Source organism: Mesorhizobium sp. M1E.F.Ca.ET.045.02.1.1, from assembly GCF_003952485.1.
Classification (GTDB): domain Bacteria; phylum Pseudomonadota; class Alphaproteobacteria; order Rhizobiales; family Rhizobiaceae; genus Mesorhizobium.
On sequence record NZ_CP034447.1, the window covers coordinates 6,485,099 to 6,508,733 of the forward strand.

Annotated in this window: 23 protein-coding genes; 8 read left to right on the plus strand and 15 right to left on the minus strand. The window is 63.5% G+C overall.

From position 1 onward, the window contains the following. Position 1: 1 nt before the first annotated feature. The 6 genes from EJ070_RS31715 to EJ070_RS31740 form a co-directional block, all read right to left on the minus strand. A complete protein-coding gene (locus tag EJ070_RS31715; protein WP_126094871.1) occupies positions 2-235 on the minus strand; it encodes a hypothetical protein in 234 nt (77 codons plus the stop codon). A gap of 2 nt (positions 236-237) precedes the next feature. Next, positions 238-990, minus strand: coding sequence for a hypothetical protein (locus EJ070_RS31720; RefSeq protein WP_126094872.1), 753 nt, complete (start codon positions 988-990; stop codon positions 238-240). A 556-nt stretch (positions 991-1,546) separates the two neighbouring features. Next, a complete protein-coding gene (locus EJ070_RS31725; protein WP_126094873.1) occupies positions 1,547-3,787 on the minus strand; it encodes a VapE domain-containing protein in 2,241 nt (746 codons plus the stop codon). 199 nt (positions 3,788-3,986) lie between these two features. After that, positions 3,987-4,247 (minus strand): hypothetical protein, encoded by a 261-nt coding sequence (locus tag EJ070_RS31730; RefSeq protein ID WP_126094874.1) that lies wholly within the window; start codon positions 4,245-4,247, stop codon positions 3,987-3,989. A 12-nt stretch (positions 4,248-4,259) separates the two neighbouring features. Continuing rightward, positions 4,260-4,472, minus strand: a complete 213-nt coding sequence (locus EJ070_RS31735) for an AlpA family phage regulatory protein (protein ID WP_126094875.1) — start codon at positions 4,470-4,472, stop codon at positions 4,260-4,262. A 160-nt stretch (positions 4,473-4,632) separates the two neighbouring features. Then, positions 4,633-5,952 carry a site-specific integrase gene (locus EJ070_RS31740; RefSeq protein ID WP_126094876.1) on the minus strand — a complete coding sequence of 440 codons (1,320 nt, stop codon included), beginning with the start codon at positions 5,950-5,952 and terminating at the stop codon, positions 4,633-4,635. Positions 5,953-6,212: 260 nt separating this feature from the next. Here EJ070_RS31740 and EJ070_RS31745 point away from each other — a divergent pair, with 260 nt between their 5' ends. After that, complete coding sequence (locus EJ070_RS31745) at positions 6,213-6,437, plus strand: hypothetical protein (RefSeq protein ID WP_040984608.1); 225 nt, start codon at positions 6,213-6,215, stop codon at positions 6,435-6,437. A gap of 164 nt (positions 6,438-6,601) precedes the next feature. On the opposite strand, the gene EJ070_RS31750 is transcribed toward EJ070_RS31745, so the two are convergent. Next, a complete protein-coding gene (locus EJ070_RS31750; protein WP_126094877.1) occupies positions 6,602-7,105 on the minus strand; it encodes an OsmC family protein in 504 nt (167 codons plus the stop codon). Between the two features lie 137 nt (positions 7,106-7,242). On the opposite strand from EJ070_RS31750, the gene EJ070_RS31755 reads away from it, so the two are divergent. From EJ070_RS31755 to EJ070_RS31765, 3 genes are all read left to right on the plus strand, one after another. Beyond that, positions 7,243-7,719: a VOC family protein gene (locus EJ070_RS31755; protein WP_126094878.1), complete on the plus strand. Its 477-nt coding sequence runs from the start codon at positions 7,243-7,245 to the stop codon at positions 7,717-7,719. Positions 7,720-7,977: 258 nt separating this feature from the next. After that, positions 7,978-9,474, plus strand: a complete 1,497-nt coding sequence (locus EJ070_RS31760) for a peptidase S10 (RefSeq protein ID WP_126094879.1) — start codon at positions 7,978-7,980, stop codon at positions 9,472-9,474. 129 nt (positions 9,475-9,603) lie between these two features. After that, entirely contained in the window at positions 9,604-10,521 is a 918-nt protein-coding gene (locus EJ070_RS31765) for a DMT family transporter (protein ID WP_245464741.1), read from the plus strand. A 152-nt stretch (positions 10,522-10,673) separates the two neighbouring features. On the opposite strand, the gene EJ070_RS31770 is transcribed toward EJ070_RS31765, so the two are convergent. Then, positions 10,674-11,531: a LysR substrate-binding domain-containing protein gene (locus tag EJ070_RS31770; protein ID WP_126094880.1), complete on the minus strand. Its 858-nt coding sequence runs from the start codon at positions 11,529-11,531 to the stop codon at positions 10,674-10,676. A 112-nt stretch (positions 11,532-11,643) separates the two neighbouring features. Between EJ070_RS31770 and EJ070_RS31775 the strand changes: the two genes are divergently transcribed. Beyond that, the gene (locus tag EJ070_RS31775; protein ID WP_126094881.1) at positions 11,644-12,051 is read left to right on the plus strand and encodes a 4-oxalocrotonate tautomerase family protein; all 408 of its coding nucleotides are present in this window, start codon (positions 11,644-11,646) and stop codon (positions 12,049-12,051) included. 302 nt (positions 12,052-12,353) lie between these two features. Further along, entirely contained in the window at positions 12,354-14,576 is a 2,223-nt protein-coding gene (locus tag EJ070_RS31780; RefSeq protein WP_126094882.1) for an AMP-binding protein, read from the plus strand. A 143-nt stretch (positions 14,577-14,719) separates the two neighbouring features. Here EJ070_RS31780 and EJ070_RS31785 read toward each other — a convergent pair whose 3' ends face one another. Further along, on the minus strand, positions 14,720-15,463 hold the full coding sequence (locus tag EJ070_RS31785) for a phosphatidylcholine/phosphatidylserine synthase (RefSeq protein ID WP_245464975.1): 744 nt from the start codon (positions 15,461-15,463) through the stop codon (positions 14,720-14,722). Between the two features lie 75 nt (positions 15,464-15,538). Continuing rightward, positions 15,539-16,276, minus strand: a complete 738-nt coding sequence (locus tag EJ070_RS31790; RefSeq protein WP_281059633.1) for a phosphatidylserine decarboxylase — start codon at positions 16,274-16,276, stop codon at positions 15,539-15,541. Between the two features lie 153 nt (positions 16,277-16,429). On the opposite strand from EJ070_RS31790, the gene EJ070_RS31795 reads away from it, so the two are divergent. Beyond that, positions 16,430-17,323 carry an SMP-30/gluconolactonase/LRE family protein gene (locus EJ070_RS31795; protein WP_126094885.1) on the plus strand — a complete coding sequence of 298 codons (894 nt, stop codon included), beginning with the start codon at positions 16,430-16,432 and terminating at the stop codon, positions 17,321-17,323. Here EJ070_RS31795 and EJ070_RS31800 read toward each other — a convergent pair. The 4 genes from EJ070_RS31800 to EJ070_RS31815 all read right to left on the minus strand — a co-directional run bounded on the left by EJ070_RS31800 (position 17,302) and on the right by EJ070_RS31815 (position 21,878). Further along, positions 17,302-17,643: an antibiotic biosynthesis monooxygenase gene (locus tag EJ070_RS31800; RefSeq protein WP_126094886.1), complete on the minus strand. Its 342-nt coding sequence runs from the start codon at positions 17,641-17,643 to the stop codon at positions 17,302-17,304. The two genes, EJ070_RS31795 and EJ070_RS31800, sit on opposite strands and share 22 nt — an antisense overlap. A 264-nt stretch (positions 17,644-17,907) precedes the next feature. Next, complete coding sequence (locus tag EJ070_RS31805) at positions 17,908-19,791, minus strand: ABC transporter ATP-binding protein/permease (RefSeq protein WP_126094887.1); 1,884 nt, start codon at positions 19,789-19,791, stop codon at positions 17,908-17,910. 26 nt (positions 19,792-19,817) lie between these two features. Further along, positions 19,818-20,138 carry a metalloregulator ArsR/SmtB family transcription factor gene (locus EJ070_RS31810; protein WP_126094888.1) on the minus strand — a complete coding sequence of 107 codons (321 nt, stop codon included), beginning with the start codon at positions 20,136-20,138 and terminating at the stop codon, positions 19,818-19,820. A gap of 234 nt (positions 20,139-20,372) precedes the next feature. Further along, positions 20,373-21,878 carry a LysM peptidoglycan-binding domain-containing protein gene (locus tag EJ070_RS31815; protein ID WP_126094889.1) on the minus strand — a complete coding sequence of 502 codons (1,506 nt, stop codon included), beginning with the start codon at positions 21,876-21,878 and terminating at the stop codon, positions 20,373-20,375. 118 nt (positions 21,879-21,996) lie between these two features. On the opposite strand from EJ070_RS31815, the gene EJ070_RS31820 reads away from it, so the two are divergent. Then, the gene (locus EJ070_RS31820) at positions 21,997-22,608 is read left to right on the plus strand and encodes a TIGR00730 family Rossman fold protein (RefSeq protein ID WP_126094890.1); all 612 of its coding nucleotides are present in this window, start codon (positions 21,997-21,999) and stop codon (positions 22,606-22,608) included. A 37-nt stretch (positions 22,609-22,645) separates the two neighbouring features. Here EJ070_RS31820 and EJ070_RS31825 read toward each other — a convergent pair whose 3' ends face one another. After that, positions 22,646-23,536, minus strand: a complete 891-nt coding sequence (locus EJ070_RS31825) for a LysR family transcriptional regulator (protein WP_126094891.1) — start codon at positions 23,534-23,536, stop codon at positions 22,646-22,648. Positions 23,537-23,635: the final 99 nt, after the last annotated feature.

Below are 23,635 nucleotides of genomic sequence, written 5' to 3' on the forward strand. Positions count from 1 at the left end.
CTCAAATCCTGATGCAACGTGCGCCCTGCTGCTCGATCCACTTTGCGAGTTGATCAGTCAGCAGAAAGCGGTTGCGGCCGTTGCCCTTGAAGCTCTCGGGAAAGCCGCGTGTTTTTCTCCAGAATGAGACCAGCGCGAACGATGGTTGACCAAGTGCCAAGCGGGCTTGGTTCGCCTCAACGGTCGCATCTGATGGCAAATAGATGATGCGCGGTAAGTTGCGGATTCCGGTCATGATCACGCAGCCAACAGCGAGAATGCCTGTTCACGGGGGACGTCCGCCACGCCAGCAATGAAATCGACGGCACCACGAAGCGTGATCTCGACCATTTCAACTTCGGCGCAGGCCGCTTCGTGCTGCACGATCGCTTGCGCCACCAGACGGTCAAGGGCCGGCCGATCAGGGCCGCTAAGCAGCGGCTGTGCAGCCGTCGCCTTGGCATTCGTCTGCGGTGCATAGGCATCGGCCAGGGCGGCTCGAATAGCTACCTCCTCGACGCGAGGGCGAAGCGATGCCGGCAACCCTGTCAGCGAGTAAGCCGCCAAAGCCGCAGCCGCGAAGTCCGGGTGTTCGAGCACAGCTATTGCCGCATCACCCGGCTTGGAGGTGCGCAAAAAGGTTCGTATCTCGCCTGCCAACGCAGGATCAACGTTGCGTTTGCTTGCCCAAGTTGTGCGGAATTGATCGTTGCCGGACTTTCCGTCGATGCCTGCCTTTTGCAACTCGGTGAACGACCGAGATACCGCGCTGATGTTCTTCGGTGCGTTCTCGCGCACGCCTACCTTGTTGAAGGTCGCAAGCATGCGTTCGGTGCTCAATGCGAAGTTTGCCGCATTGGTGTGCAGCGCGTCGGTCAACTTCCCAAATTTTGCGGATGTCAGAAGCTGCGAGGGGGTGACTAGTTGGACCGTTGGCCCGTTTGACCATGTGGACGTGCAAATCCTGTGGCCGTTTGCGTCGGTAATGTGGGTATTGGTGAGCTTGTCCATCGTCTTCGCCGATCCATAGATTGATAACGTTGACGAGATACTTTAGGCATTCGCCCATCCAGTCAAGTATATTTTTGATAGTTGTTCACAGTTTACTTTTACTTAATTCACTCCTTGTTGTGTATCGACAACTAAAACTGCAATTAACACATCAATAACCGCAGCAAAACTACCGACATCGGCTTTGCGTTACGTGTCACAAGGCTATCCGCAAAGCCCTCGTTGATTAGCGGAAACGCTTAGTGCAACCGGACCGTTGACGATTACGGCAACGAATTCAACTACTTGGATCGCAACAAAGACGGAACGGACAACCGCCGCCCGGTTGGAGCGCTTCAACAACCGCTGTCCCACCTAACACAGATGTCCTACTGCGTCCCCACTAGGGCCGGAACAGCAAGCCGTTGATTTTCTTGGCCTTGTCCCACTGTCCCACTTGTCCCACTTAGTTGTAAAACTGATAGAGATATTGTTGAAAGGCGTTCAACAGCGTGTAGGCGCAAGAGGGTAATATAGGCCGTCCCGGTGGACATTGTAGGACAGTGAGACACAACGGCTATTTGTTGGTGTTGTCGATGTCCGTTGGCACGTAATGCCAAGGTCGGCCCCGTCCTGATGACCGTTTCCGTGCATAGCCGGCGCGCATGAGACATTGAGCAATGCGTCGGGTGACGGCCGAATTTTGCCGCTCAAAGTCGATGCCAAGGATCGCGCATACGTTCTCAATCGTCGTCGGCAGGCCAGCCATCACCGCGACGTGTTCGGCAATGCGAGCCTCCCAAGCGTCGATCTCGCGCCGGTCCTCTTGCGCGGCTTCCGCCAGCCGCGTCTCATCGCCCTCCAACCACCAGCGCTCGCCGGCCCGGAGCCGCGCCACGGCTTCCGCCCATAGTTGGTCGCGGTCGCGGCGGATCGCATCAACGTTGATGGTGCCGCAAGCGAGCGGCCAAAAGCGTCGATTGCCGGTTTGGTCTTTGAGGTAATTTTCATCGTTGGTCGTGGCGACAAAGACGCATTGGCGCGGGTGATCCTCTGTCGTGCGCTCATAGGGTGCACGGTAGGTGTCTGTTGACCGCGCCATGAATTTCTTGATCGTCTCCACATCCGACCGTTTCAGCGCCGACAATTCACCCACTTCAATAATCCATTTGCCGCGCAACTGGATTGCGGCGTCCTTGGTGTGCAAGTCGGGCAATTCGTCTGTGAACCATTGCGGGCCGGCAAGCATGGCGATGGCGGATGATTTGCCGGTTCCTTGCTTGCCTTCAAGGATCACAACGTTGTCCATCTTGCTGCCCGGCGACATGATCCGCGCAACGGCACCAAGCATGAACTTGGTGCCGACGATGCGCGCATAATCGCTATCAGGCGCACCAAAGTATGCGGTTGCCAGATGTGGCAGGCGTTCAATGCGGTCCCACGCTAGGCCGTTGAGATAGTCGCGGACTTGGTGGCGTTTGTGTTTATTGGCGATGATTGCAACGGCGTCGTGCACGGTGTCTTTGCCGGGCTTTACGAAAAGCGCTTGGACGGAAAGCTGACAATGGATGGTGTCCAATTCCGTCCATTGGCGAGGGTAGCTGGAATGCTTGTCCCATGGCAGCGGTTGCGTTGCGATCACCGTTTGCGTGAATTCGTCAAACGCGACCGGCAGATTGCCGTGCAACACTTTGACGGTTTCCATAAGCGTGTTTTTTCCGCTGTCGCCGGTCGCTGTGGAAATGATCTCAACATACCCGTCGTGCGCCTGCGGCACAGGCATTCCCGGTTGCGGTGCCGGCAGAGTGTTGCCGTTGCTGCCAAACAGCTTCGCGGGATCGGGTTGCGGCGGTCTGCCGTATGCCGTCCGATGCAGCGCGGGCCAGCCAACTTCCGTGTTGCGGATCGATCCCCACTGTTTCAGGTTTTCCCCAACGTCGTTGCCGGCGTAACGAGTGCACCATGCGGACCACGTATTGAACAGCCATAGTTCGTCTGTCAGCGTCCAGCCGGCTTGCTTGAATGCTGCGGTCGTGCTGATCCATTTCGCGCGGTCGAGCGTGTTGGGATCGATCTTATCGAGCGCCATCGCCAATTCAGGCAGCGACGGCCCGGCAAGGCCCGGATCGCCCAAATCATGTCGGCCGCCGCTGCCTTCGATCACGTTGACGGCGGCAAGTGCCTGTTCAAGCGCTTCAACGGTCGTTGTGATGCCGCTGCCAGCCAGGGCGAAGCATGTGACTAGATGCGGTTGCGAGCCGCTATATTTGTCGCTTTGTGGGTTGCTGTATTTGGTGTTGTAGGTTCCGGGCAAACGCATGACGCGTGCCGCGTCGTTGACGGCTTTATCGCCTTCGAAGAATTGCGCGAGCTTGCGCTGCACAAGCTGAAAGCGGTCGTTGCCGGCGTATCGCTGAACAGGCCAATACACGTGCCTGCGTCGCGGCGATGATACCACTGCGAACGACGGTGCCGGCGTCCAAGCGTTGGCGCGGTCCAGGTTTTGTTCCGCATTGATGTTGTCAAGATCGGCGTAATGCGCGCGGATGGATTGGACGTTCTCTAGTTTGCGGCCGTTGCTGTCCAATTCTGCGATGACAACAAAGATACCGTACCCGTGTTTCTGGTATTGCAAGATCGACGGCCAAGCATTCGCAAGGGTGTCGCGATGATCAATTGCGGGTACGCTTTTGTTTGCATCATGGATAAATCGAAAATTGATGACTTCGTTATATGCACTTATAGCCGACGTGAATGCTGATGCTTGCCCATATCGCTTGTCAACAGAGACGTATTGGCTTATATCGTGAACAGACATATCGAGTTCCTTTCAACATTGGTGTTTATCCTTTCGCGCCTGTTGGCTCTCGGTTGTCTGCTTGGAGAAATGACTGGCCGGCTTGGCAGCGAGCCGGCCTTTTTTTCGGGCGGTAGCTTTTACTTCCGCCGTGTTGAAGCCCTGAAAAGCTTGGAATTCCGCTGTTTTTGGCGCGCCACGCGCTGCACCAACCACGGTTTTACCCACCAATTGGCGGCAAGAACAACACCGGCGCGGATGCATCCTGCTCGCTCGGCCAGCCCACACCGACGATGCGGGAAGTGTCGCGGATGCCGTGGAGCGCTCGAATTGGATCGCCTGGCGCGGGCTGCACCTCCACTTGAACATGGTCAATCTGGACCGATGCCAGCTTGTGCTTTGCCGGATCATAGTCGCTTGCATCGATACGCAGCGGGCCGTTGGTGGTGACGATAGTCACGGTGTTGCGATGGTCGCTCATCACTGGACCGCCTTACGCTGCCGCGTGATGCGTGTTCAGCGCGGCCTGCCGCTGTTGCTCAAGCCACGCAATCACATCGGCCCGGCGATAAGCGACTTTTCGCATCCCCAGATGCAGCTTGGGCGGGAAGCTTGGATCGTTCTTTTCGAGGCGCTGGCGGGACGTGTCGCTGATCATGAGCATCGCGCAAAGCTGATCACGGGTAAGCAGGATTTCCGAAGCCATGGGATCATTCCTTTAATTGGTTGACCATGACTAGACCCGACCACACCCGGGCTCTTAATGGGAAGTGTTACGACCAATAAAAAAGCCCGGAAAACCGGGCTTTTTGATAGTTATCCACAGGTAATAGTTTCGTTGTTGCGGTCGTCAAAAGTAACGTTGATTAAGCAATAAATCTTTCCCATTTATTGTTGTATTCGTTGTTGTTGGCGACTGTGAGATAATTTGCCCATTGTTCCATGATTGATTTGCGGCGTTCGAATGCCGATCCGCGTTTATATGCGGCAACGGTTTTGTCACGCTGCGAATGCGCGAGGCACATTTCAACCAATGCGTCGGGATGCAACGTGGTTTCCGCCATGAGGTCACGAAAGCTCGAACGAAAGCCATGCACTGTTAGTTGTTGCTTCGGTCGCATTTCGCGTAGCAGATCGAGTTGCCCCATTTCGCCGATTGGCTGATGCCGATGCTTTCCGGGAAATAGGTATTTGTGGCCTTGGAAGCGATGCAGGCTTTTCAACAGTTCGATTGCGGTGGTCGATAACGGAATGCAGTGCTCTTGGGCCGCCTTCATACGATCCGCAGGGATCGTCCAGATGCCGTTTTCAAGGTCGATTTCGTCCCATGTGGCAAACCGCGTCTCGGACGTTCTAGTGGCGCACAGGATCGTCAACAGCAAGGCCTTGGCCGGAATGTCGGTTCTGTCGCGAAGCTCTTGGACGAACGCCGGCACGTCGGCGAATGGCATTGCTTCATGGTGGCCGCGCTTCGAATTGTCTTTTGGCAGCATATGCCGCAGGATGTCCCATGACGCCGGGTTGTGGTGATTGATCCACCTTGCTTTGGTGTCGGGGTCGTTGCTGGCGAGCGCCCTCGCCTTTGCTGCGTTGATTACAGTTTCCACTCTTTGCCGAGTCCTGTCGGCTGTCTCCGGGACAGTGAGCCAGAACGTCGATTTCTTGCCACGTTTGGCGTGTGGTTGGTTGAGCACGGCAAGTACATCGTCAACGCTGATCGCGTGCGGCAGCATCTTGCCAAGCTTTGGATAGACAAACATTTCAAGGGACCGGGACCATTGGCCGGCGTGGACATCTGATTTCCAGTCGGCGCGGTGGGTCTTGACGTAATCGCGGGCGGCTTGTTCGAATGTCTCGTTGACCGGCGTTGCAGTTGCCAATGCCGCCTTGGGTTTGGCAACTGCCAGCGGATCGCGGCCAGCCTTAACCGCGTCGCGCAATTCTATGGCGCGAAGCTCCAAAGCTTTGTGTTCCCTTTCGCCAATCGGATCGTTGTGCGCTTGCAAGGTCATGACGCGGCGTCTGCCGTCCGCGTTTGTGTAACGGAAAACCCAAGTGGCCTTGCCGTTCTTTGCCAAGCTGAAACACAAGCCGTTGCCGTGGCTCCAAAGGTTCGGTTGCCCGGCCTTCAGGCGCGTCCTTATTTCGCGATTGAGAGTGTCGATTGTGGCGATCTTGGTTGCCATTGCTGCTAGCTCCAAAGTGGTTAGTTGCGGATCAATTTCTGTGTCCTGAACTAACCAATTTGAGCCTGCCGCATTCCGCATTGACTAGCCGTGGCTAGACAAAACCTAATGTTTTCAACACGTTGGCTACTTGTGACTTCTCATGACTAGTCGGGACCAGTCAAAAATAATGAAGCGTGTTCCGCCGCCCTGCTTTCGCCGCCCGAGGGGAGTTGCTAGGATCGACGCGACTCCCACATCCAGCAAAGTGAGGAATACCCATGGCTGCCACCCCCAGCGTAGCGTTGGTCTGGTATCTGGTGATCGCCGGCCCGCAAGGCGGCATGGTGGTGCTGCCCAGCACCTTCGACACCCGCGAACAGTGCACCAACGCCATCACCGAATATCAGAAGCAGCCGACGCCGCAGGGCTGGGCCGTGCAATGCGTGCCGAGCGCCTCGCCCTTCACCGACGAGGGGGATGCCGAGGAGCCCTCCGCGCAGTAGCGCGAGCTGATCTCCCCCCTTGAGGGGGAGATGGCCGCGAAGCGGCCAGAGGGGGTCGCCGCGCCTGAAGCGCCAACTCCTTCCGACATCAGACGACGCTGGCACTCTACGTGAGACGACCCCCTCTGTCGCCTTCGGCGACATCTCCCCCTCGAGGGGGGAAATTAGCTGGCGCTCACACTCAACGCCGGCTTGTTGTTGATCGTCTGGAACACGACGCAGTAGCGCTCGGTGAGCTTCAAGAGCGAATCGATGCGCTCCTGGGGTTCGTCGGTGTCGAGGTGGAATTTCAGCCGGATCTCGCGGAAGCCGACCGGCGCGTCGCGGGCGACGCCGAGCGTGCCGCGAAAATCGAGATCGCCCTCGGCCACGACGGTGGCGTTGCCGAGCGTGAACTCAAGCGCCGTCGCCACCGCCTTAAGCGTCACGCCGGCGCAGGCGACCAGCGCCTCGAGCAGCATGTCGCCCGAGCAGAGCTCCAGCCCTGAGCCGCCGGTGGCCGGATGCAGCCCCGCCACGGCAAGCGCCCTGCCCGTCTCCACCTTGCAGGTGATCGACCGGTCGTCGAGCGTTCCGCGCGCCCTGAGCGTGATCACGGCCTTGGCGGCGTCCTGGCGGTAAGCCTCCTTCAGCGGCGCCTGCATGGCCTTGAGTGCGGTCGCGTCCATTGTGCATCCTTTTCGATGCCGACTGATAGCACTGTCTAGCGCGGCGGGCAGAACAATGCTCGGTGAACGACAAGCCTGTCGGACCGGGCGAAACTCGAACGTCCTTCGGTCGTTGTCAGACAGGAAGGAGATCCAGCATGGCCAAGGTCACCTCGCATCTGTGGTTCGAAAAGGACGCGCGGCAAGCGGTGGAATTCTATGTCGCCACCATTCCCAACTCGGCGATCGGCCGCACCACGGACGTGGCGGCGGACAATCCAAGCGGCCCCGCCGGCAGCGTCAAGATCATCGGATTCGTGCTCGACGACCAGAATTTCATCGCGCTCGAAGCCGGCCCGCTCGACCCGTTCAATCATTCCTTCTCGATCCTCGTCGAACTCGACAGCCAGGCCGAGATCGACCGCATCTGGAAGGCTTTTCTCGACAATGGCGGCAAGCCCGAGCAATGCGGCTGGCTGCGGGACCGCTGGGGCCTGTCGTGGCAGATCGTGCCAAAGATCCTCGGCGACATGGCCGCGCATCCGGATCGCGAGCGCGCCAGGCGCGCCACCGAGGCGATGCTGGGTATGGTCAAGATCGACGTCGCGGCGCTGGAGAAGGCGTTTGGGGAGTGAATGTCGCCCGCGAAGGCAGGCCAGCACAATTCCAGCCTGGGTTCCTCGCCCCCACAAAGTGGGGGAGAGGTGGCTCGGCGGAGCCGAGACGGAGAGGGGGAGCGCCCTACGAAGGCCCCCTCTCCGTCCGCTTCGCGGACACCTCTCCCCCGCTTGGCGGGGGCGAGGAACCCAAGTTTTGTGACGCTTCCCGCACCACCCCTTTGACTTCGGCCGCTCTGGCCATACCTTTGCGGAGGTCGTTCGCGCGGAGGTCTCATGCGGTCCAAACTCTTTCCCCTCATCCTCCTGGCGCTCGCCGCCTTCGCGCAGCCAGCTCCGGCTGAAACGCCGGAGCGGCCGGCACCGGCCGGCGGCGTGCTGTCGCTTCTGCCGCCGCCGCAGGTGACCGAGCATTCGATCGCGCTTGCCGGACGCAAGCTCGATTACCAGGCCAAGGCCGGCACGCTGTCGCTGCTCTCCGGCAAGGGCGAGGTCACGGCGGAAATCTTCTACGTCGCCTACACGCAGCAGTCGCCCGCCCCGGCGAAGGAACGGCCGATCACCTTCGTCTTCAACGGCGGGCCGGGCGCGGCGTCGGCCTATCTGCATCTCGGCGCGCTCGGGCCGCGCATCATCGCGACCGCGACCGATGGCGAGTTCCTGCCGCCGCCGCAAAAGCTCATCGACAATCCCGACAGTTGGCTCGACCTGACCGATCTCGTCTTCGTCGATCCGGTCGGCACCGGTTACAGCCGCGAGGCGCCGGGCGAGGACACGAAGACGTTCTGGGGCGTCGACCAGGACGCCAGCTCGGTCGGCGCGTTCATCCGGCTCTATCTGGCGCAGAACGGCCGAACCGCTTCACCGCTCTTCCTCGCCGGCGAAAGCTATGGCGGTTTTCGCGCGGCGCTGCTTGCCCGCACGCTGCAGGAAGACGTGGGTTTGAGCCCCAGCGGCATCGTGCTGATCTCGCCGGCGCTGGAATTCATGCTGGTGCGGCCGGACCAGTTCGACCAGTTGCACTGGGCGCTCGAACTGCCTTCGCTGGCGGCGACGCGGCTTCGCGCCGACGGCGTCAGCGGCGAGGCGATGCGCGACAGGCTTGCCGAGGTCGAGCACTACGCGCTCGGCGATTACCTGACGGCGTTGAACAGCGGGCTGGAGCAAGGCGGCAAGCTCGCCAGCGGGCGCGTGGCGGAGATAACCGGCCTGCCGCTCGACCTCGTCGAGCGCAATTTCGCCCGTATCCCGACAGGCCTTTTCGCCCGTGAGTTCCAGCGCGCCAAGGGCAAGGTGCTCAGTCCTTACGACGCCATGGTCGCGACCAGCGATATCGCGCCGGAGAGCGCCCATATCGCCGGTCCGGACCCAGTGCTCGACCGCAGCGTGCCGGTGCTGACCTCGGCCTTCGTCGCCTACGCCCGCGACGAACTGAATTATCGCACCGATGTCAGCTACCGACTGCTCAACGGCGAGGTCAGCCACAACTGGGACTACGGCAACTCAGGGCAAGGCTTTGCCGGGGTGATGAACGACCTGCAGCGGGCGCGCTCGCTCAACCCGGCGCTCGGTGTCGTCATCGTCAACGGCTACACCGACCTCGTCACGCCCTACCTCGCCTCGCGCTATCTGGTGAACCAGATCCCCACGCTCGCCGACGCCAAGCCGATCCGCCTCGATGTCGTCGAGGGCGGGCACATGATGTATCTGAGGCCTGACGGAAGGCGCGCGCTGAAGGAGGCGGCCTCGGAGCTCTACCAGGCGACGCAATAGAGGCCGACCGGGTTCTCCTCCCGGTTGGAGCAGCGCCGCACCAGCTTTTCCTATAGCAAAGATATTCCCGCGAACGGGTTCAGAGCTCATGACAGAAGGCTGTCAGCAGCAACGGGATAGTCTGGTGCCATGACGGATACGCTCGACATGCCCGCAAAGCTTGCCAAGGGCGCCGCCGACCCCGCGGCCGAACGCACGCTCGGCATCGTGCTGGTCTCGGCGTCGGCCGTCGCCTTCGCGCTCACCGGCGTGCTGACCAAGTCGATCCATGCCGATCCGCTCACCATCACCTGCTGGCGCGGCTTCTTCGGGTCGTTCCTGATCACCCTTTATGTGCTGTGGCGGCGGCGCCGTTCGGGCGGGAGCGAGAGCCTGCGGCTCGGCTGGCGCGGCTGGCTGCTGGCCGTCGAGGGCGCCGCGGCGAGCATCGCCTTCATCTCGGCGTTCAAGTTCACCTATGTCGCCAATGTGGCGGTGATCTATGCGACCTCGCCCTTCATCGCGGCATTGCTTGCCTTTCCGCTGGTGCGGGAAAAATTCCGGCTGCAGACGATGCTGGCGGCGGCCGTGTCGCTCTGCGGCGTCGCCATCATGGTGGGCGGCGGCCTCGGCAGCGGCCATCTGTTCGGCGACGGGCTGGCGCTGCTGATGACCACCGGCAGCGCGCTTTACATGATCATGGTGCGAGCCTTCCGCGACTCGCCCGTCGTCTGGGCCGGCGCGGTGTCCGCCTTCCTGCTCTTCGTGCTCGGCTGGTTCGTCACCGATCCGCTGGCCGTCTCGACCCGCGACATGGTGCTGCTTGCCACCTTCGGCTGCTCTTTCGCGCTGGCCTCGATCCTGTGGACGGAGGGCTCGCGGCTCATCCCGGCCGCCGAATCCGGCCTGCTCGGCTCGGCGGAAGTTCCCTTCGCCATCCTGTTTGCCTTGCTGTTCCTCGGCGAAATCCCGCCGATGGCCAGCATCATCGGCGGCGCGATCGTGCTTTGCGCAGTTTTCGCGCATGCCGGACGCGACTGGATGAAGGCGAAATCGGCGGGTTCTTAAATTATTTTCGAGGTCACGGAACCATCATCCGACTCAGGCATTGTTGGGTCGACGGGTCACCCCCCAAGTCCCCCCAAACCCCTCGACCCGTCCGACTTAGAAGCCGACCTGCAAATAGGTCGGCTTTTTCTTTGGAGGGCGCAAAGCGACTTTCAGGATGGCGGCAACGCCAGGCCGCCGCCGAGAAGCTCGGCCAGATCCCGCGCCGGGCGGCCGGCCTCGCGGCCGAGCCGGATGGTGAAGGTGGCGACGGGCACCGGCGGCAGGCCGAGCTCGCGCGGCGCTTCGACAATGCCGGAGTGTGCAAAGCGCCGCGTGCGCAGCGTCAGCGCGATGCCGGCAGTGACCGCGGTGCGCAGGCCGGCAAGACTGGCGCTGCCGGCGGCGATGCGGTAGCGGCGGCCGGCGGCGTCGAGCGCATTGAGCGCAGCCTCCCTGAAGCCGCAATAGGGATCGAGCAGCGCCAGCGGCACTGCTTCCTGCCGCGTCGCCAATCCTTTTTCCGAGCAGAGCCACAGCATCGGCTCGCTGATGAGGGCCGCTTCATCCGGCGAAGGGGCATGGCGCATGGTGATCGCGAGGTCCAACTGACCTGCCTGCAGCGCTGACTCGAGCTCCAGGGAGCGGCCGACGCGCAGCTCGATCCTGACGCGCGGATGGCTGACCGCGAAGGCGCGCAAAAGGTCGGGCAGCCCGTGGTCGGCAAAGTCCTGCGTCGTGCCGATAGCGATGCGCCCACCGGCGCGCGCGCCTTTCAGCGCCAGCCAGGCCTCGGTCTGGACGGCAATGATGCGCCGCGCGTGACCGACAAGGTCCTCGCCGGCCGGCGTCAGCCCCCGTCCCCTGCCCTGCGGGACCAGCAATGGCTCGCCGACGATTTCTTCCAGCCGCTGCATCTGCGCGGTCACCGCCGACGGCGTGCGGCCAACCGTGGATGCAGCCTTTGACAGCGATCCGCCGTCGACGAAGGCAAGGAAGGTTTTCAGGAGATCAGGATCGAGCATTTCCATACTTCGATGATATCGAATCTTTTGTCAAAAACAATTCGATTTTCTTGATGTTATGATGGTGGCATGGTCCCTCCATCGGCGGCGCGAAGCCGCTCCAACGCAGGAGAGAAAAATGCCGATCATCAATGTCAGCGTCACCGGCAAGCCGGACGCAAAACTTTCCGCCGCGATCGCGAAGGACATCACCGAGATCACGGCCACGCATCTGCGCAAGGACCCTACCATCACCGCCGTCGCGGTCAGCTATATCGACCCGCAGCACTGGTTCGCCGGCGGCAAGTCGCTGGCCGAGCATGGGACGAACACCTTCTGGCTCGATATCAAGGTGGTGGATGGCACCAACACCAAGTTGGAGCTCGAAGCCTATCTCAAGACGATCTTCGAAGCCTTCGGCCGCCTGCTCGGCGGCGTGCACGAGGAAAGCTACGCCTTCGTGCATGAGGTGCCGGCGGCGGCCTACGGCTTCGGCGGCAAATCGCAGGAGTTCCGCTTCATCAGCGGGCGGCTGAAGGCGGCGTAGCGGCGACGCTCCCCTTCTCCCCTTGTGGGAGAAGGTGGCCGAGCGAAGCTCGGATGGATGAGGGGTGTTGGACGGAATGGGGCGTCGCAGGTTTAAGTACCTAAAAGCATTGAATTTTCCGACGCCTCGTTTCTTCCAGCACCCCTCATCCGGCTCGGCGCTGCGCGCCGATCCACTTTCTCCCACAAGGGGAGAAGGGGACGCCGCGCCACCCCCTCATTGACCTTGCCCCCACTTCCGCTACCCTCTGCGCTCGAAGCGGCCGCCAAGAGCCGCGCCCTGGAGGACGTTGGGAGAGCGGCATGATCCTGACATTGGCGCTGCTTGCCGGCCTTGTCTTTGCCTGGCTGCTGATCGGCCTGATCGAGAGGTTCCGGCTCGACCTGCGCCTCACCCAGGCGCTGCTCTATGTGCCGTTCAAGCTCGCCTACCGCATTGCCGACGAGCGCATCCGCATTGCCCGCAACGCGCGCACGCCGGTCATCTATGTCGTCTCGCACCAGTCGCGGATCGAACCGGCGCTGATGCTGTCGCTCTTACCCGACGACACGCTGCACATCCTGGACGAGGCCTCGGCCCGCTCGCCCTGGCTGGAGCCGTGGCGCGAGCTTGGCCGCACCATTGCCTTCAACGCCGAGCATGTCTTCGTCAGCCGCCGGCTGGTGCGCGTGCTGAAAGGCAAGGGGCGGCTCGCCGTCTACCTGCCCGACGATGTCGAGCCCGACGTCAAGTCGTTCCGGCTGTTTCGCGCCATCACCCGCATCGCCATGCAGGCGGACGCCCGCATCGTGCCGATCTTCGTCGCCGGAGCCCGCCACCTGCCGCTGTCGCTGACGCCCGCCGACAGGGCGCCGCGACACTGGTTCCCGCGCCTGTCGCTCAGCGTGCTGGAGCCGATGACGGTCGCCGAGCTGGTGGCGCGCAATCCTGATATGGCCTCCAACACCAACGCGCTGTTCGACCGTTTCGCCGAAGCGCGGCTCTATGGCTCCAATCTCGATCGCGGTCTGTTCCTGGCGATGCGCGATGCGGCAACCAGAGTCGGCACCTCGCACCCGATCATCGAGGACGTCATCTCGGGCGCGCTGAGCTACCGCAAGATGTTCATCGGCGCGCGCGTGCTCGGCCGCCGCTTCGAGGCGGTGACGGCGCCCGGCGAAGCGGTCGGGCTGCTTCTGCCCAACGCCAATGGCGTGGTGCTGTCCTTCGTCGGGCTGATTTCGGCGGCCCGTGTCGCGGCGATGATCAACTACACCGCCGGTCCGGCGAGCGTGACGGCGGCGATCCGCACCGCGGTCATCCGCACTGTGGTCTCCTCCCGCGCCTTCATCGAAAAGGCGGGCATCGACGACATCGTCGCCGCCGTCGAGGCAGGCGGTGCCAAAATGCTCTGGCTGGAGGACGTGCGCGAGAGCGTGACGGTGCTCGACAAGGTCGCCGCGGCGCTGTTCTGGCGCTTCCCGCTGCAGCGGCAGCAAGCGGCCAAGGCGGCGGTGATCCTGTTCACCTCGGGCTCGGAGGGCACGCCCAAGGCGGTGGTTCTCTCGCAACGAAGTCTGCTGGCCAATGCCATGCAGGCCGAGGCGCGCGTGACGATCTCGCCGGCCGACATCCTGCTCAACGTGCTGCCGGTGTTCCACTCCTTCGGGCTCACCGGCGGCACGATCCTGCCGCTGGTTACGGGCGTGAAACTGTTCCTCTACCCCTCGCCGCTGCACTACAAGATCATTCCGGAAATCGCCCGCAAGGTGAAGCCGACCGTCATGTTCGGCACCGACACCTTCCTCGCCAACTATGCCCGCACCGCCAAGGACGGCGACTTCTCCAGCCTGCGTTTCGTGGTCGCCGGGGCCGAAGCGGTGAAGCCCGAGACACGGCGCGTCTATCGCGACCGCTTCCAGGCATCGATCATCGAAGGTTTCGGGCTGACGGAGGCGGCGCCTGTGGTTGCGGTGAACACCGCGATCCACAACCGCGACGGCACGGTCGGGCGTCTGCTGCCGGCGATCCGCATGAAGCTCGAGCCGGTCGAGGGCATCGGCGATGCCGGCCGGCTGTGGCTCGACGGCCCGAACATGATGATGGGCTACATGACCGCCGACCGTCCAGGCGAATTGCAGCCGCTCGAAGGCTGGCACGACACCGGCGACATCGTCTCGGTCGACCGCGACGGCTTCATCACCATTCGCGGGCGGGCAAAACGCTTCGCCAAGATCGCCGGCGAGATGGTGTCGCTGGGCGCGGTCGAGATGCTGGTGCAGTCGCTGTGGCCGGAAGAGCACCACGCCGCGGTGGCAGTGCCTGACAAGCGGCGCGGCGAGCGAATCGTGCTGGTCACCACCGCCGGCGACGCCAGCGCCGAGGAGCTGCGCCAGTTCGGCAAGAAGGCAGGCGCGGCCGAACTGATGGTGCCAGGCGACATCGTCAAGGTGGAAGAAATCCCGGTGCTGGGTTCCGGCAAGACGGATTATGTGTCGGCGCGCAAGCTGGCGATCGACAGGTTGGGGCTGAGCGCGGCAGCGTAATCTCCCCCCTTGAGGGGGAGATGGGGGTCGTCTCACATAGAGCGCCGGCGCCTTTGCGGAAGTGAAGAGGTTAGCGCTTCAAGCGCAGCGACCCCCTCTGTCGCCTTCGGCGACATCTCCCCCTCAAGGGGGGAGATCATCCGCTACCCGATATCCGAAGGCGGCACCTTCTCGCCTTCGCGCATAGCCCGCTTCGAATAGGCGCGCACCGAAAACGGCAGGAAGAGGAGATAGCCGGCGACCGAGGCCGTCAGCGTGTACCAGGGATAGGCCATCAACAGCAGGATGTAGAGCACGACGCCCAGGATGACCGGCAGCACCTTGTCGCCTGGCACCTTGACGCTCTTACCCGAATAGACCGGCAGCCGGCTGACCAGCAGGAAGGCGACCAGGACAGTGAAGCCGGTGGCGATGAAGGCCGCCGGTCGGCTGGGTTCGAGCCCGAGCCGCAGGAAATAGAGATAGAGCGGCAGCATGACCAGAACCGCGCCCGCCGGCGCCGGCACGCCGACGAAATATTCGCTCTGCCAGGCCGGCTGGTCGGCGTCGTCAGCCAGCACGTTGAAGCGGGCAAGCCGCATGCCGCAGGCGATGGTGAACAGAAGCGCCGCGATCCAGCCCGGCGAACCGGCGCGGTCGAGCAGGAAGGCATAGAGCACCAGTGCCGGCGCGACGCCAAAATTGACGATGTCGGCCAGCGAATCCATCTGCGCGCCGAACTTGGAGGTCGCCTTCAGCATGCGCGCCAGGCGGCCGTCTATGCCGTCGAGGAAAGCGGCGAGCAGCACCATGACGACGGCCGGCTCGAAACGGTCCTCGAAGGCGAAGCGGATGCCGGAGAGGCCGGCGCAGATGGCGAGCACGGTGACCAGATTGGGCAGCACCATGCGCATCGGGATCTCGCGGATGCGCGGACCGCCGCTGGCGTGAGCCTCGAACTTCTTGAAGGGCGCGCCCACCGCTCAGGAAATCCTGACCAGCGGGGCGACGGCCGCGCCGCCGAACTCCGCAACCACCGTCTCGCCGCCCACCGCCGTCTGGCCGACGGCGACGCGCGGCACGGCGTTCAACGGCAGGAAGACGTCGACGCGCGAACCGAAGCGGATCAGCCCGAAACGCTCGCCGATGCCGATCGAGCCGCCGGCCTCTGCCCAGCAGACGATGCGGCGCGCCACCAGGCCGGCTATCTGTACGGCCGCGATCGTGCCGTTGGGGCTGTCGATGACCAGCCCGTTGCGTTCGTTCTCGGAGCTTGCCTTGTCGAGCTCGGCATTGAGGAATTTGCCTGGACGATGCTCGATCCGCGTGATCTTGCCGCGCACCGGGGCGCGGTTGATGTGGCAGGAAAAGACATTCATGAACACCGAGATGCGGGTCATCTCGGTGGGGCCCAGGCCAAGCTCTCGCGGCGGCACGGCAGGGCCGACGGCCGAGATCACGCCGTCCGCCGGGCTCACCACCAGCCGGTCGTCGACCGGCGTGACGCGCTCGGGATCGCGATAGAAATAGACGCACCAGGCGGTGAGGATGAGCCCGATCCAGAACAGGATCGATGAGAAATAACCGAGGAAAAGCGTTGCCGCGCCGAAAGCGGCGATGAAGGGATAGCCCTCGCGATGGATCGGAACGAACGTATTCTTGACCGAATCGAGAAGCGTCATAGGGCTGGAGGCGGTCCCTGTTTCAGGTTCCGGCCTCAATAGCCGAAAGCCCCCCTCCCCGCAACGCAACAATGGGGAGGTCTATTCCCCGATGCCAAGCATTGTTGATGCCGGCGGGACTTTTAGCATCCGCTGTCGGAAAGCAGCCCCCTCGCCCGTCCTTGGCAGGACAGCCCAACCAGGGAGCCAGCCATGCCGTCGCCGAAATCCGCCACCAGGAAAGCAAAGATCATCACCGAAGGCCTCGCCTTCGGCGAGTCGCCACGCTGGCATGAGGGGCGGCTCTGGCTCTGCAACTGGGGCACCGGCGAAATCGTCGCCGTGGAAGAGGACGGCACGAGCGAGGTCATGCTAACCGTGCCGGCCGTCCTGCCGTATTCGATCGACTGGCTGCCGGACGGGCTGCTCCTGGTGGTTTCCGGTCGGGAAGGCCTGCTGCTCAGGCAGGAGGCGGACGGGGCGCTCGTCACGCATGCCGATCTCCGGGGACTGTCGAAAAACCCCTGGAACGAAATCGTCGTCGACGGGCGCGGCAACATCTATGTCAATGGTGGCGGGCCGGCGCCGGCGCCGGGCGAGCATTTCGGACCGGGCACCATCGTGCTGATCACGTCGGACGAGACTGTGCGGCAAGTGGCCGAGGACATCGCCTTCGCCAATGGCATGGCGGTGACGCCGGACAACCGTACGCTCATCGTCGCCGAATCCCACGCCAACCGGCTCACCGCTTTCGATATCGCGGCCGATGGCGGCCTTTCCAACCGCCGCGTCTGGGCGGATCTCGGCAACGACTATCCCGACGGTATCTGCCTCGATGCCGAGGGCTGTGTCTGGTATGCCGACGTGCCGAACCGGCACTGCGTCAGGGTGCGCGAGGGCGGGGCGAAAATCGATAGGGTCGAGGTCGATCGGGGCTGCTTTGCCTGCATGCTGGGCGGTGCCGACGGCAGGACGCTGTTCATCGCCGCCGCCGAATGGCGCGGCTTCGAGAACATGGTCAGCGACGCCCGCACCGGCCAAGTGCTTGGCGTCGCCGTGTCTTCCCCCGGCGCGGGCTGGCCGTCCTACACCTCCGGTACGCGCTGATAGTTGGCTATGTCGGCCTTGACGCCGAGGCGGGCGATCGTTTCCTGCGGGCTGAAGGCGATGCGCTCATGCGCGGCCCTGACGATCGGCACCACCTTGTCGACCGCCGCCTGGCTTTCCCATTCGACCATGGTGACGATGTTGAATTCGCCCGGGCCGGAGAACTGCTCGAGCAGGAAATCCTGCACGAAGCCTTCCTGCTGGCGCAGCAGTTCGTGCGTCATGAGGACCTTGCTCAGGATTTCGTCGCGCGCTTCCGCCGGGACGACGAACTTGTCGACCCGGAAGACGCTGCCATTGCGTTGATTCTCATTGCTCATTTCGATCTGTCTCCGTTCTTGGAAGGCTTGCTTCGCAGGGGCTCGGAGACGGTTTGCAAGCTCAAGCTAAGTTGAGGTCAAGGGGAATTTTTTGCGCCTGTGATCTTCCCCCTCGAGGGGGAGATGGCCGCGAAGCGGTCAGAGGGGGTCGGTTCGACTGGGCTCGGCCTGCTGCTTCGGATGGAGGTTGGCGCTTCACGCGCGGCGACCCCCTCTGTCGCCTTCGGCGACATCTCCCCCTCAAGAGGGGAGATCGGCGCGGCGCTAGCTCACCTCCGACGTCCTCCGCCGCACGATCACACCCAGCTCGTCGCTCTCGCGGGCGATTCGCAGCCGCTCCTCGGCTTCGGTCGCTTCGCGCTGGCGGTCCCACATCGAGGCGTAGAGGCCGTGCTTGGCGAGCAGCGCGGCATGGGTGCCTCGCTCGGCGATCTGGCCGTCCTTGAGCACGATGATCTCGTCGGCCGAGATCACCGTCGACAGCCGGTGCGCGATGACGATGGTGGTGCGGCCCTTGCTGACGAGGTCGAGCGCCGCCTGGATCTCCTGCTCGGTCTGGGTGTCCAGGGCCGAGGTCGCCTCGTCGAGCATCAGGATCGGCGGCGCCTTGAGGATGGTGCGGGCGATCGCGACGCGCTGCTTCTCGCCGCCCGACAGCTTCAGCCCGCGCTCGCCGACCATCGAGCGGTAGCCCTCGGGCAGCTTGGCGATGAATGGGCCGATCTGGGCGAGCTCGGCCGCCTTGCGCACCTCCTCCTCGCCGGCGCCGACGCGGCCGTAGCGAATGTTGTAGGCGATGGTGTCGTTGAACAGCACCGTATCCTGCGGCACCATGCCGAGCACGGCGCGCAGGCTCTCCTGCGTCACGTCGCGGATGTCCTGGCCGTCGATCAGCACCTGGCCGCCCTGCACGTCGTAGAAGCGGAACAGCAGCCTGGAGATGGTCGACTTGCCGGCGCCGGAGGGGCCGACGATGGCGACGGTCTTGCCGGCCGGCACCTCGAAGGAGACGCCCTTCAGTATCTTGCGGTTGGGATCGTAGGAGAAATGAACGTCGCGGAACTCGACCTTGCCGGCGCCGACCTTCAGCGGCTTTGCATCCGGCTTGTCGACGATCTCCTGGGGCACGTCGAGCAGGTCGAACATGTGCTCGATATCGGTCAACCCCTGGCGGATTTCGCGATAAATGAAGCCGATGAAGTTGAGCGGCACCGATAGCTGCATCAGCATGGCGTTGATGAAGACGAAATCGCCGACCGACTGCGTCCCCGCCTGCACCTCAAGCGCCGACATGCACATGACGATGACGGTGCCGAGGCCGAAGATGAAGCCCTGGCCGAAATTCAGCCAACCGAGCGAGGTCCAGGTTTTCGTCGCGGCGATCTCGTAGCGGGCCATCGAGCGGTCGAAGCGCTCGGCCTCCATGCGCTCGTTGGTGAAATATTTGACCGTCTCGAAGTTGAGCAGCGAGTCGATTGCCTTGGTGTTGGCGTCGGTGTCGCTGTCGTTCATGTCGCGGCGGATCGAGATGCGCCAGTCGCTCGCCTTGACCGTGAACCAGACATAGATCCACACGGTCACCGCCACCACGCCCACGTATTTCCAGCCATAGGTGTAGGCGAAGATGCCGGCGGTCAGCGCGAATTCGAGGATGGTCGGCGCCGTGTTCAGCATGATGAAGCGCACGATCGTCTCGATGCCCTTGGTGCCGCGTTCGATGATGCGCGACAGGCCGCCGGTGCGGCGCTCGAGATGGAAGCGCAACGAGAGCTGGTGCATGTGGACGAAGGTGCGGAAGGCAAGCTGGCGCACCGCATACTGGCCGACGCGGGCAAACAGCGCGTCGCGCAACTGGTTGAAGCCGAGCTGCACCAGCCTCAGCACGTTGTAGGCGACGACCAGCATCACCGGCGCGAGCATGAAGGCGGGCAGCGGCGGCGGCGTCTTCGAGCCGTGAGCCAGCGCATCGGTCGCCCATTTGAAGAAATAGGGGCCGGCGACCAGCGTCAGCTTGGCGACGACCAGCAGCAGCGTCGCCCAAGTGACGCGGGCCCTTAGGTCGGCGCGGTCGGCCGGCCACATATAGGGCCACAGGTTGCGCAAGGTCGCGAGAGTGCCGGCTTCGGCGGATACGGTCTTTTCGGCCACTTTTCTTAGCCTTTTGGGTGAGAGGGTCAGCGGCTGGGTGAGCAGGCGTTGACGAGTTCACGAAGCGAGGCGGAGACGCCGGCGAGCGCCGCATGGTCGACCGCGTAGCGCGAGCGCTGACGGTCGGGCTCGAAGCGGACCAGCCCAGCCTCGACCAGGATTTTCAGATGTTGCGAAACCGTCGACTGGGCGAGATCGAGATGGTCGACCACTTCGCGGCATGAGCAACAGCGGCTGGCGGAGAGGTGCTTCAGGATCTCGATGCGTGCCGGATGCGAGAGTGCGGCAAACGTCGCGGCGACGGCGCGGCTGTCGGGGGCGTGGGGTTCGGATGGGGATTCGATCATCGTCCATCGGCGATAGACGATGAAGGATGAGAGGGCAAGCTAGGCTGGTGGGTAGCACCGGTAATTTCCCCCTTGAGGGGGGAGATGTCGCCGAAGGCGACAGAGGGGGTCGTCTCACATAGATCGCCGAGGTCGTCGCAGGGGATGCCGGCGCTCGACGCGCGAGGAGCCCCTCTGGTCGCCGGCCATCTCCCCCTCGAGGGGGGAGATTACGCGCTCGTGCGCCGGCGCTCCCTACTCCGTCTTCGGCGGCGTGGTCATCTGGTCGCCCATCGCCTTCATGTCGGCCGGCTCGCCTTCCTTCGACTTGCCGGGCACCTTGAAGACCTGGCCGGGCCAGATGCGGTCGGGGTCGCGGATCTGGTCCTGGTTGGCGAGATAGATGGTCGAGAAGCGAGTGCCATGGCCGTAGACGCGGCGCGAGATGCGCCAGAGCGTGTCGTTGCGGCGGATGATGACGGAACCGTCGGCATGCTCGAGCTTCGGTGCCACGGTTTCGGCAACGCCGGCTGACGGCGTCGCTTCCGCGGCCTTGGCCGGAGCCTCGGCGGCCGGGGCGGTCGTGGCGGGTTTCGTTGCGGCGGATGCCGGCGCCTCGGCCGCAGGCTTGGCCTCAGCGGGTTTCGCCTCGCCGGGCTTGGCCTCGTTCGGCGCAACGGCCGCAATCGACTCGCCGGGCTCACGCTCGAACGGCACGGCCGCGCGGGCGACGACCTTCGCGCCGTCGTCGGCAAGGCCATCGACATGGATGGTGTAGCTGCCGACCGGGATGTCGCGCTTGGCTTCGATCAGGAAATGCCCGTCGGGCGAGGTCTGCGCTTCTCCGAGCAGCATATCGTCGGCATAGGCGCGCACCTTGCGGCCGGGATCGGCCGTGCCGGCGACGAAAATCTTGCTGCCGTCGATCTCGACCGCCTCGACGGCGATCTTAGGTTCGCCGGCGGCGGGCGCCGGCGTTGCGGGGGCGGAAGCCTGATCGGCAGCGGCTGGGGCAGTCGCGGCCGGCGCCGACGCGGCTGGCGCCTGAGCGGCAGTCTGATCCGTGGCGGCAGGCGCTGCGGGCTTGGCTTGCGGCTGCGGAACGGTGAGCAGCTCGGACGGCTTGCCCGGCTCCTCGACCATCGCCAGCACCTGGCCGGTCGGGCTCTGCGGCACCGAGACGACGGCGGTCTGCGCCGAGGCGACGGCAACGCCGCCGGCGGTGGCGCGCAGCGTGATCGTGTAGTCGCCCGGCTTCAGCGGGTCGTCGAGCACGATAGCGAAGGCGCCGTCGGGGCCGGCATCGGTCGAGCCGAGCACCGCCCCACCGTTCAGGATCTCGACCCTGGCATTGGGCGCGGCACTGCCGGCGACGACGATCGAGCCATTGCCTTCGACGCGCACGACATCGAAGGTCGGCAATGTCGGACCGGCAGCGGGCGCCTGAGCGGCCGGTGCGGATGCCGCCGGAGCCGTCGTGTTGTCCGCCGGCGCCATCGCGTTGTTGGCGGGTGCCATCTTGTTGGCCGGAGCCATCGTATTGTCGGTGCTGGCCGGAGCCTGCGTCTGCGGCAGGCGCGCCTCGGTGGAGGTGCTGTTGGATTCAGCCGGCTTCGTGCCCGCCTGCGGAAGTGCCGCGACGTCTGCCGGTTTCTGGTCGTTGATGTAAGGGCCGAGCGCGCCCGACCCGTAGGCGACCGCCGCGACGACGGCAAGGCCGCCCGCCGCGAACAAAAACGCCTTTGAAGCACTGATAGCCATAATCTTTTCTGCCCCCTTAGCCACCTAACGCCGGTCTAGCGTGTTTTATCAAGTGCTACAAGAAAAAGCCCCTCCATGGGCTTGACCACGCCGACCGTCCCCATCACCAATCATCGCCATGAACACGATTCGATCCGTCTGCGTCTATTGCGGTTCGTCTCCGGGCCGCGACGAGGCTTATGTCAAGGCCGGCCACCTGCTCGGCCGCTCGCTGGCGAAATCCGGCCTGCGCCTGATCTATGGCGGCGGCACCAAGGGGATCATGGGCGCCGTCGCCGACGGGGCGCTGAAAGCCGGCGGCAAGGTGACCGGCATCATCCCGCGCTTCCTGATCAACAGGGAGGCGACGGAAACCGCTCTCGACAAGCTCGACGAGCTTTTGATCACCGACAACATGCACGAGCGCAAGCATAGGATGTTCGAAAAATCCGACGCCTTTGTGGCGCTGCCGGGCGGCATCGGCACGGTCGAGGAGATTGTCGAAATCATGACCTGGGCGCAGCTCGGCCACCACCGCAAGCCGATCGTCTTCGCCAATGTCAAAGGCTTCTGGGACCCGATGCTTTCGCTGATCGAGCACATGGCGGAGGAAGGCTTCATCCACACCGCGCATCGGGTGAAGCCGCTGGTGGTCAACGACCCTGAGGCCATCGTCGCCGCCATCATGGTGGCGGGTTCGTCGGTCGACGCGCCGACGGAAGGCGTGCAGGCGGTGATAGACAAGATGTAGGCAGTAGGATTGGGCAGTGGGCAATAGAGACACAGCCCTACTGCCTACTGCTTAATGCCCTCCTCAAATCCGCAACCACCGCCCTCCGGTCATTCCGCCGCCAGGCGAGATGGATCTCAACGCTGCGCTTGAACCAGGGCAGGTCGCGGAAGACGATGCCGGCTGGCGCCGCGTCGCGCAGGCTTTCCTGCACGGTGGCGAGGCCAAGGCCGGCGCTGACCAGGCCGAGCGAGGTCAACGGGTCGGCCGTCTCATAGGCGATCTCGGGTACGAAGCCGGCCTCGATGCAGGCCGCCAGGAACTGGGCGCGGTTGGTGTCGTCCGGCTGGCGCACGACGGTGATCCAGACGCGGCCGTCGAGATGGCCGGGCCGGATGTCGGCGACACCGGCAAGCGGATCGCCCTCGGGTATCGCCAGAACCAGCGGCTCGCGACGCACCAGCATGCTCTCGATATCCGGGTCGCCCTTCGGCGCCGGGGCATAGACGAAGCCAAGGTCGAGCGCTCGGCTTCGCAGATCCTCGAATTGCGCCGCCGTGCGGCGGCTCTTCAATTGTAGATGGAAATCCGGCCGCTCGCGGCGGAATTCGCGCAGCATGTCGGCGACCAGCCCGGCATGCACCGCGCCTTCGACATAGCCGATGGCGAGGCTGCCGGCGGCGCCGCTGGCAAGGTTGCGGCCGAGCTCTTCCAGCCGGGCGGCGTTGGCAAGCAGCGCACGCGCTTCGGCGAGGAACGCCCTGCCCTCGGCGTTGAGATGGACACGCTGCCTGGCGCGCTCGAACAGCGCCACGCCGAGCTGCTCCTCGAGCTGCATGATTTGGCGGCTCAAAGGTGACTGCGAGATGTGCAGCTGCTCGGCGGCGCGGCCGACATTGCCGGCCTCGGCGACGGCGACGAAATACCTTATTTGGCGCAGGTCGAGCATTTGTTGCTCCGATAGCTCAAGTCCTTCTAGATCTGAACTTTATCCTAATCAGTCTTGGACAGTCTGACCATATGGCGCGATACCTCCCGCATCAACAGG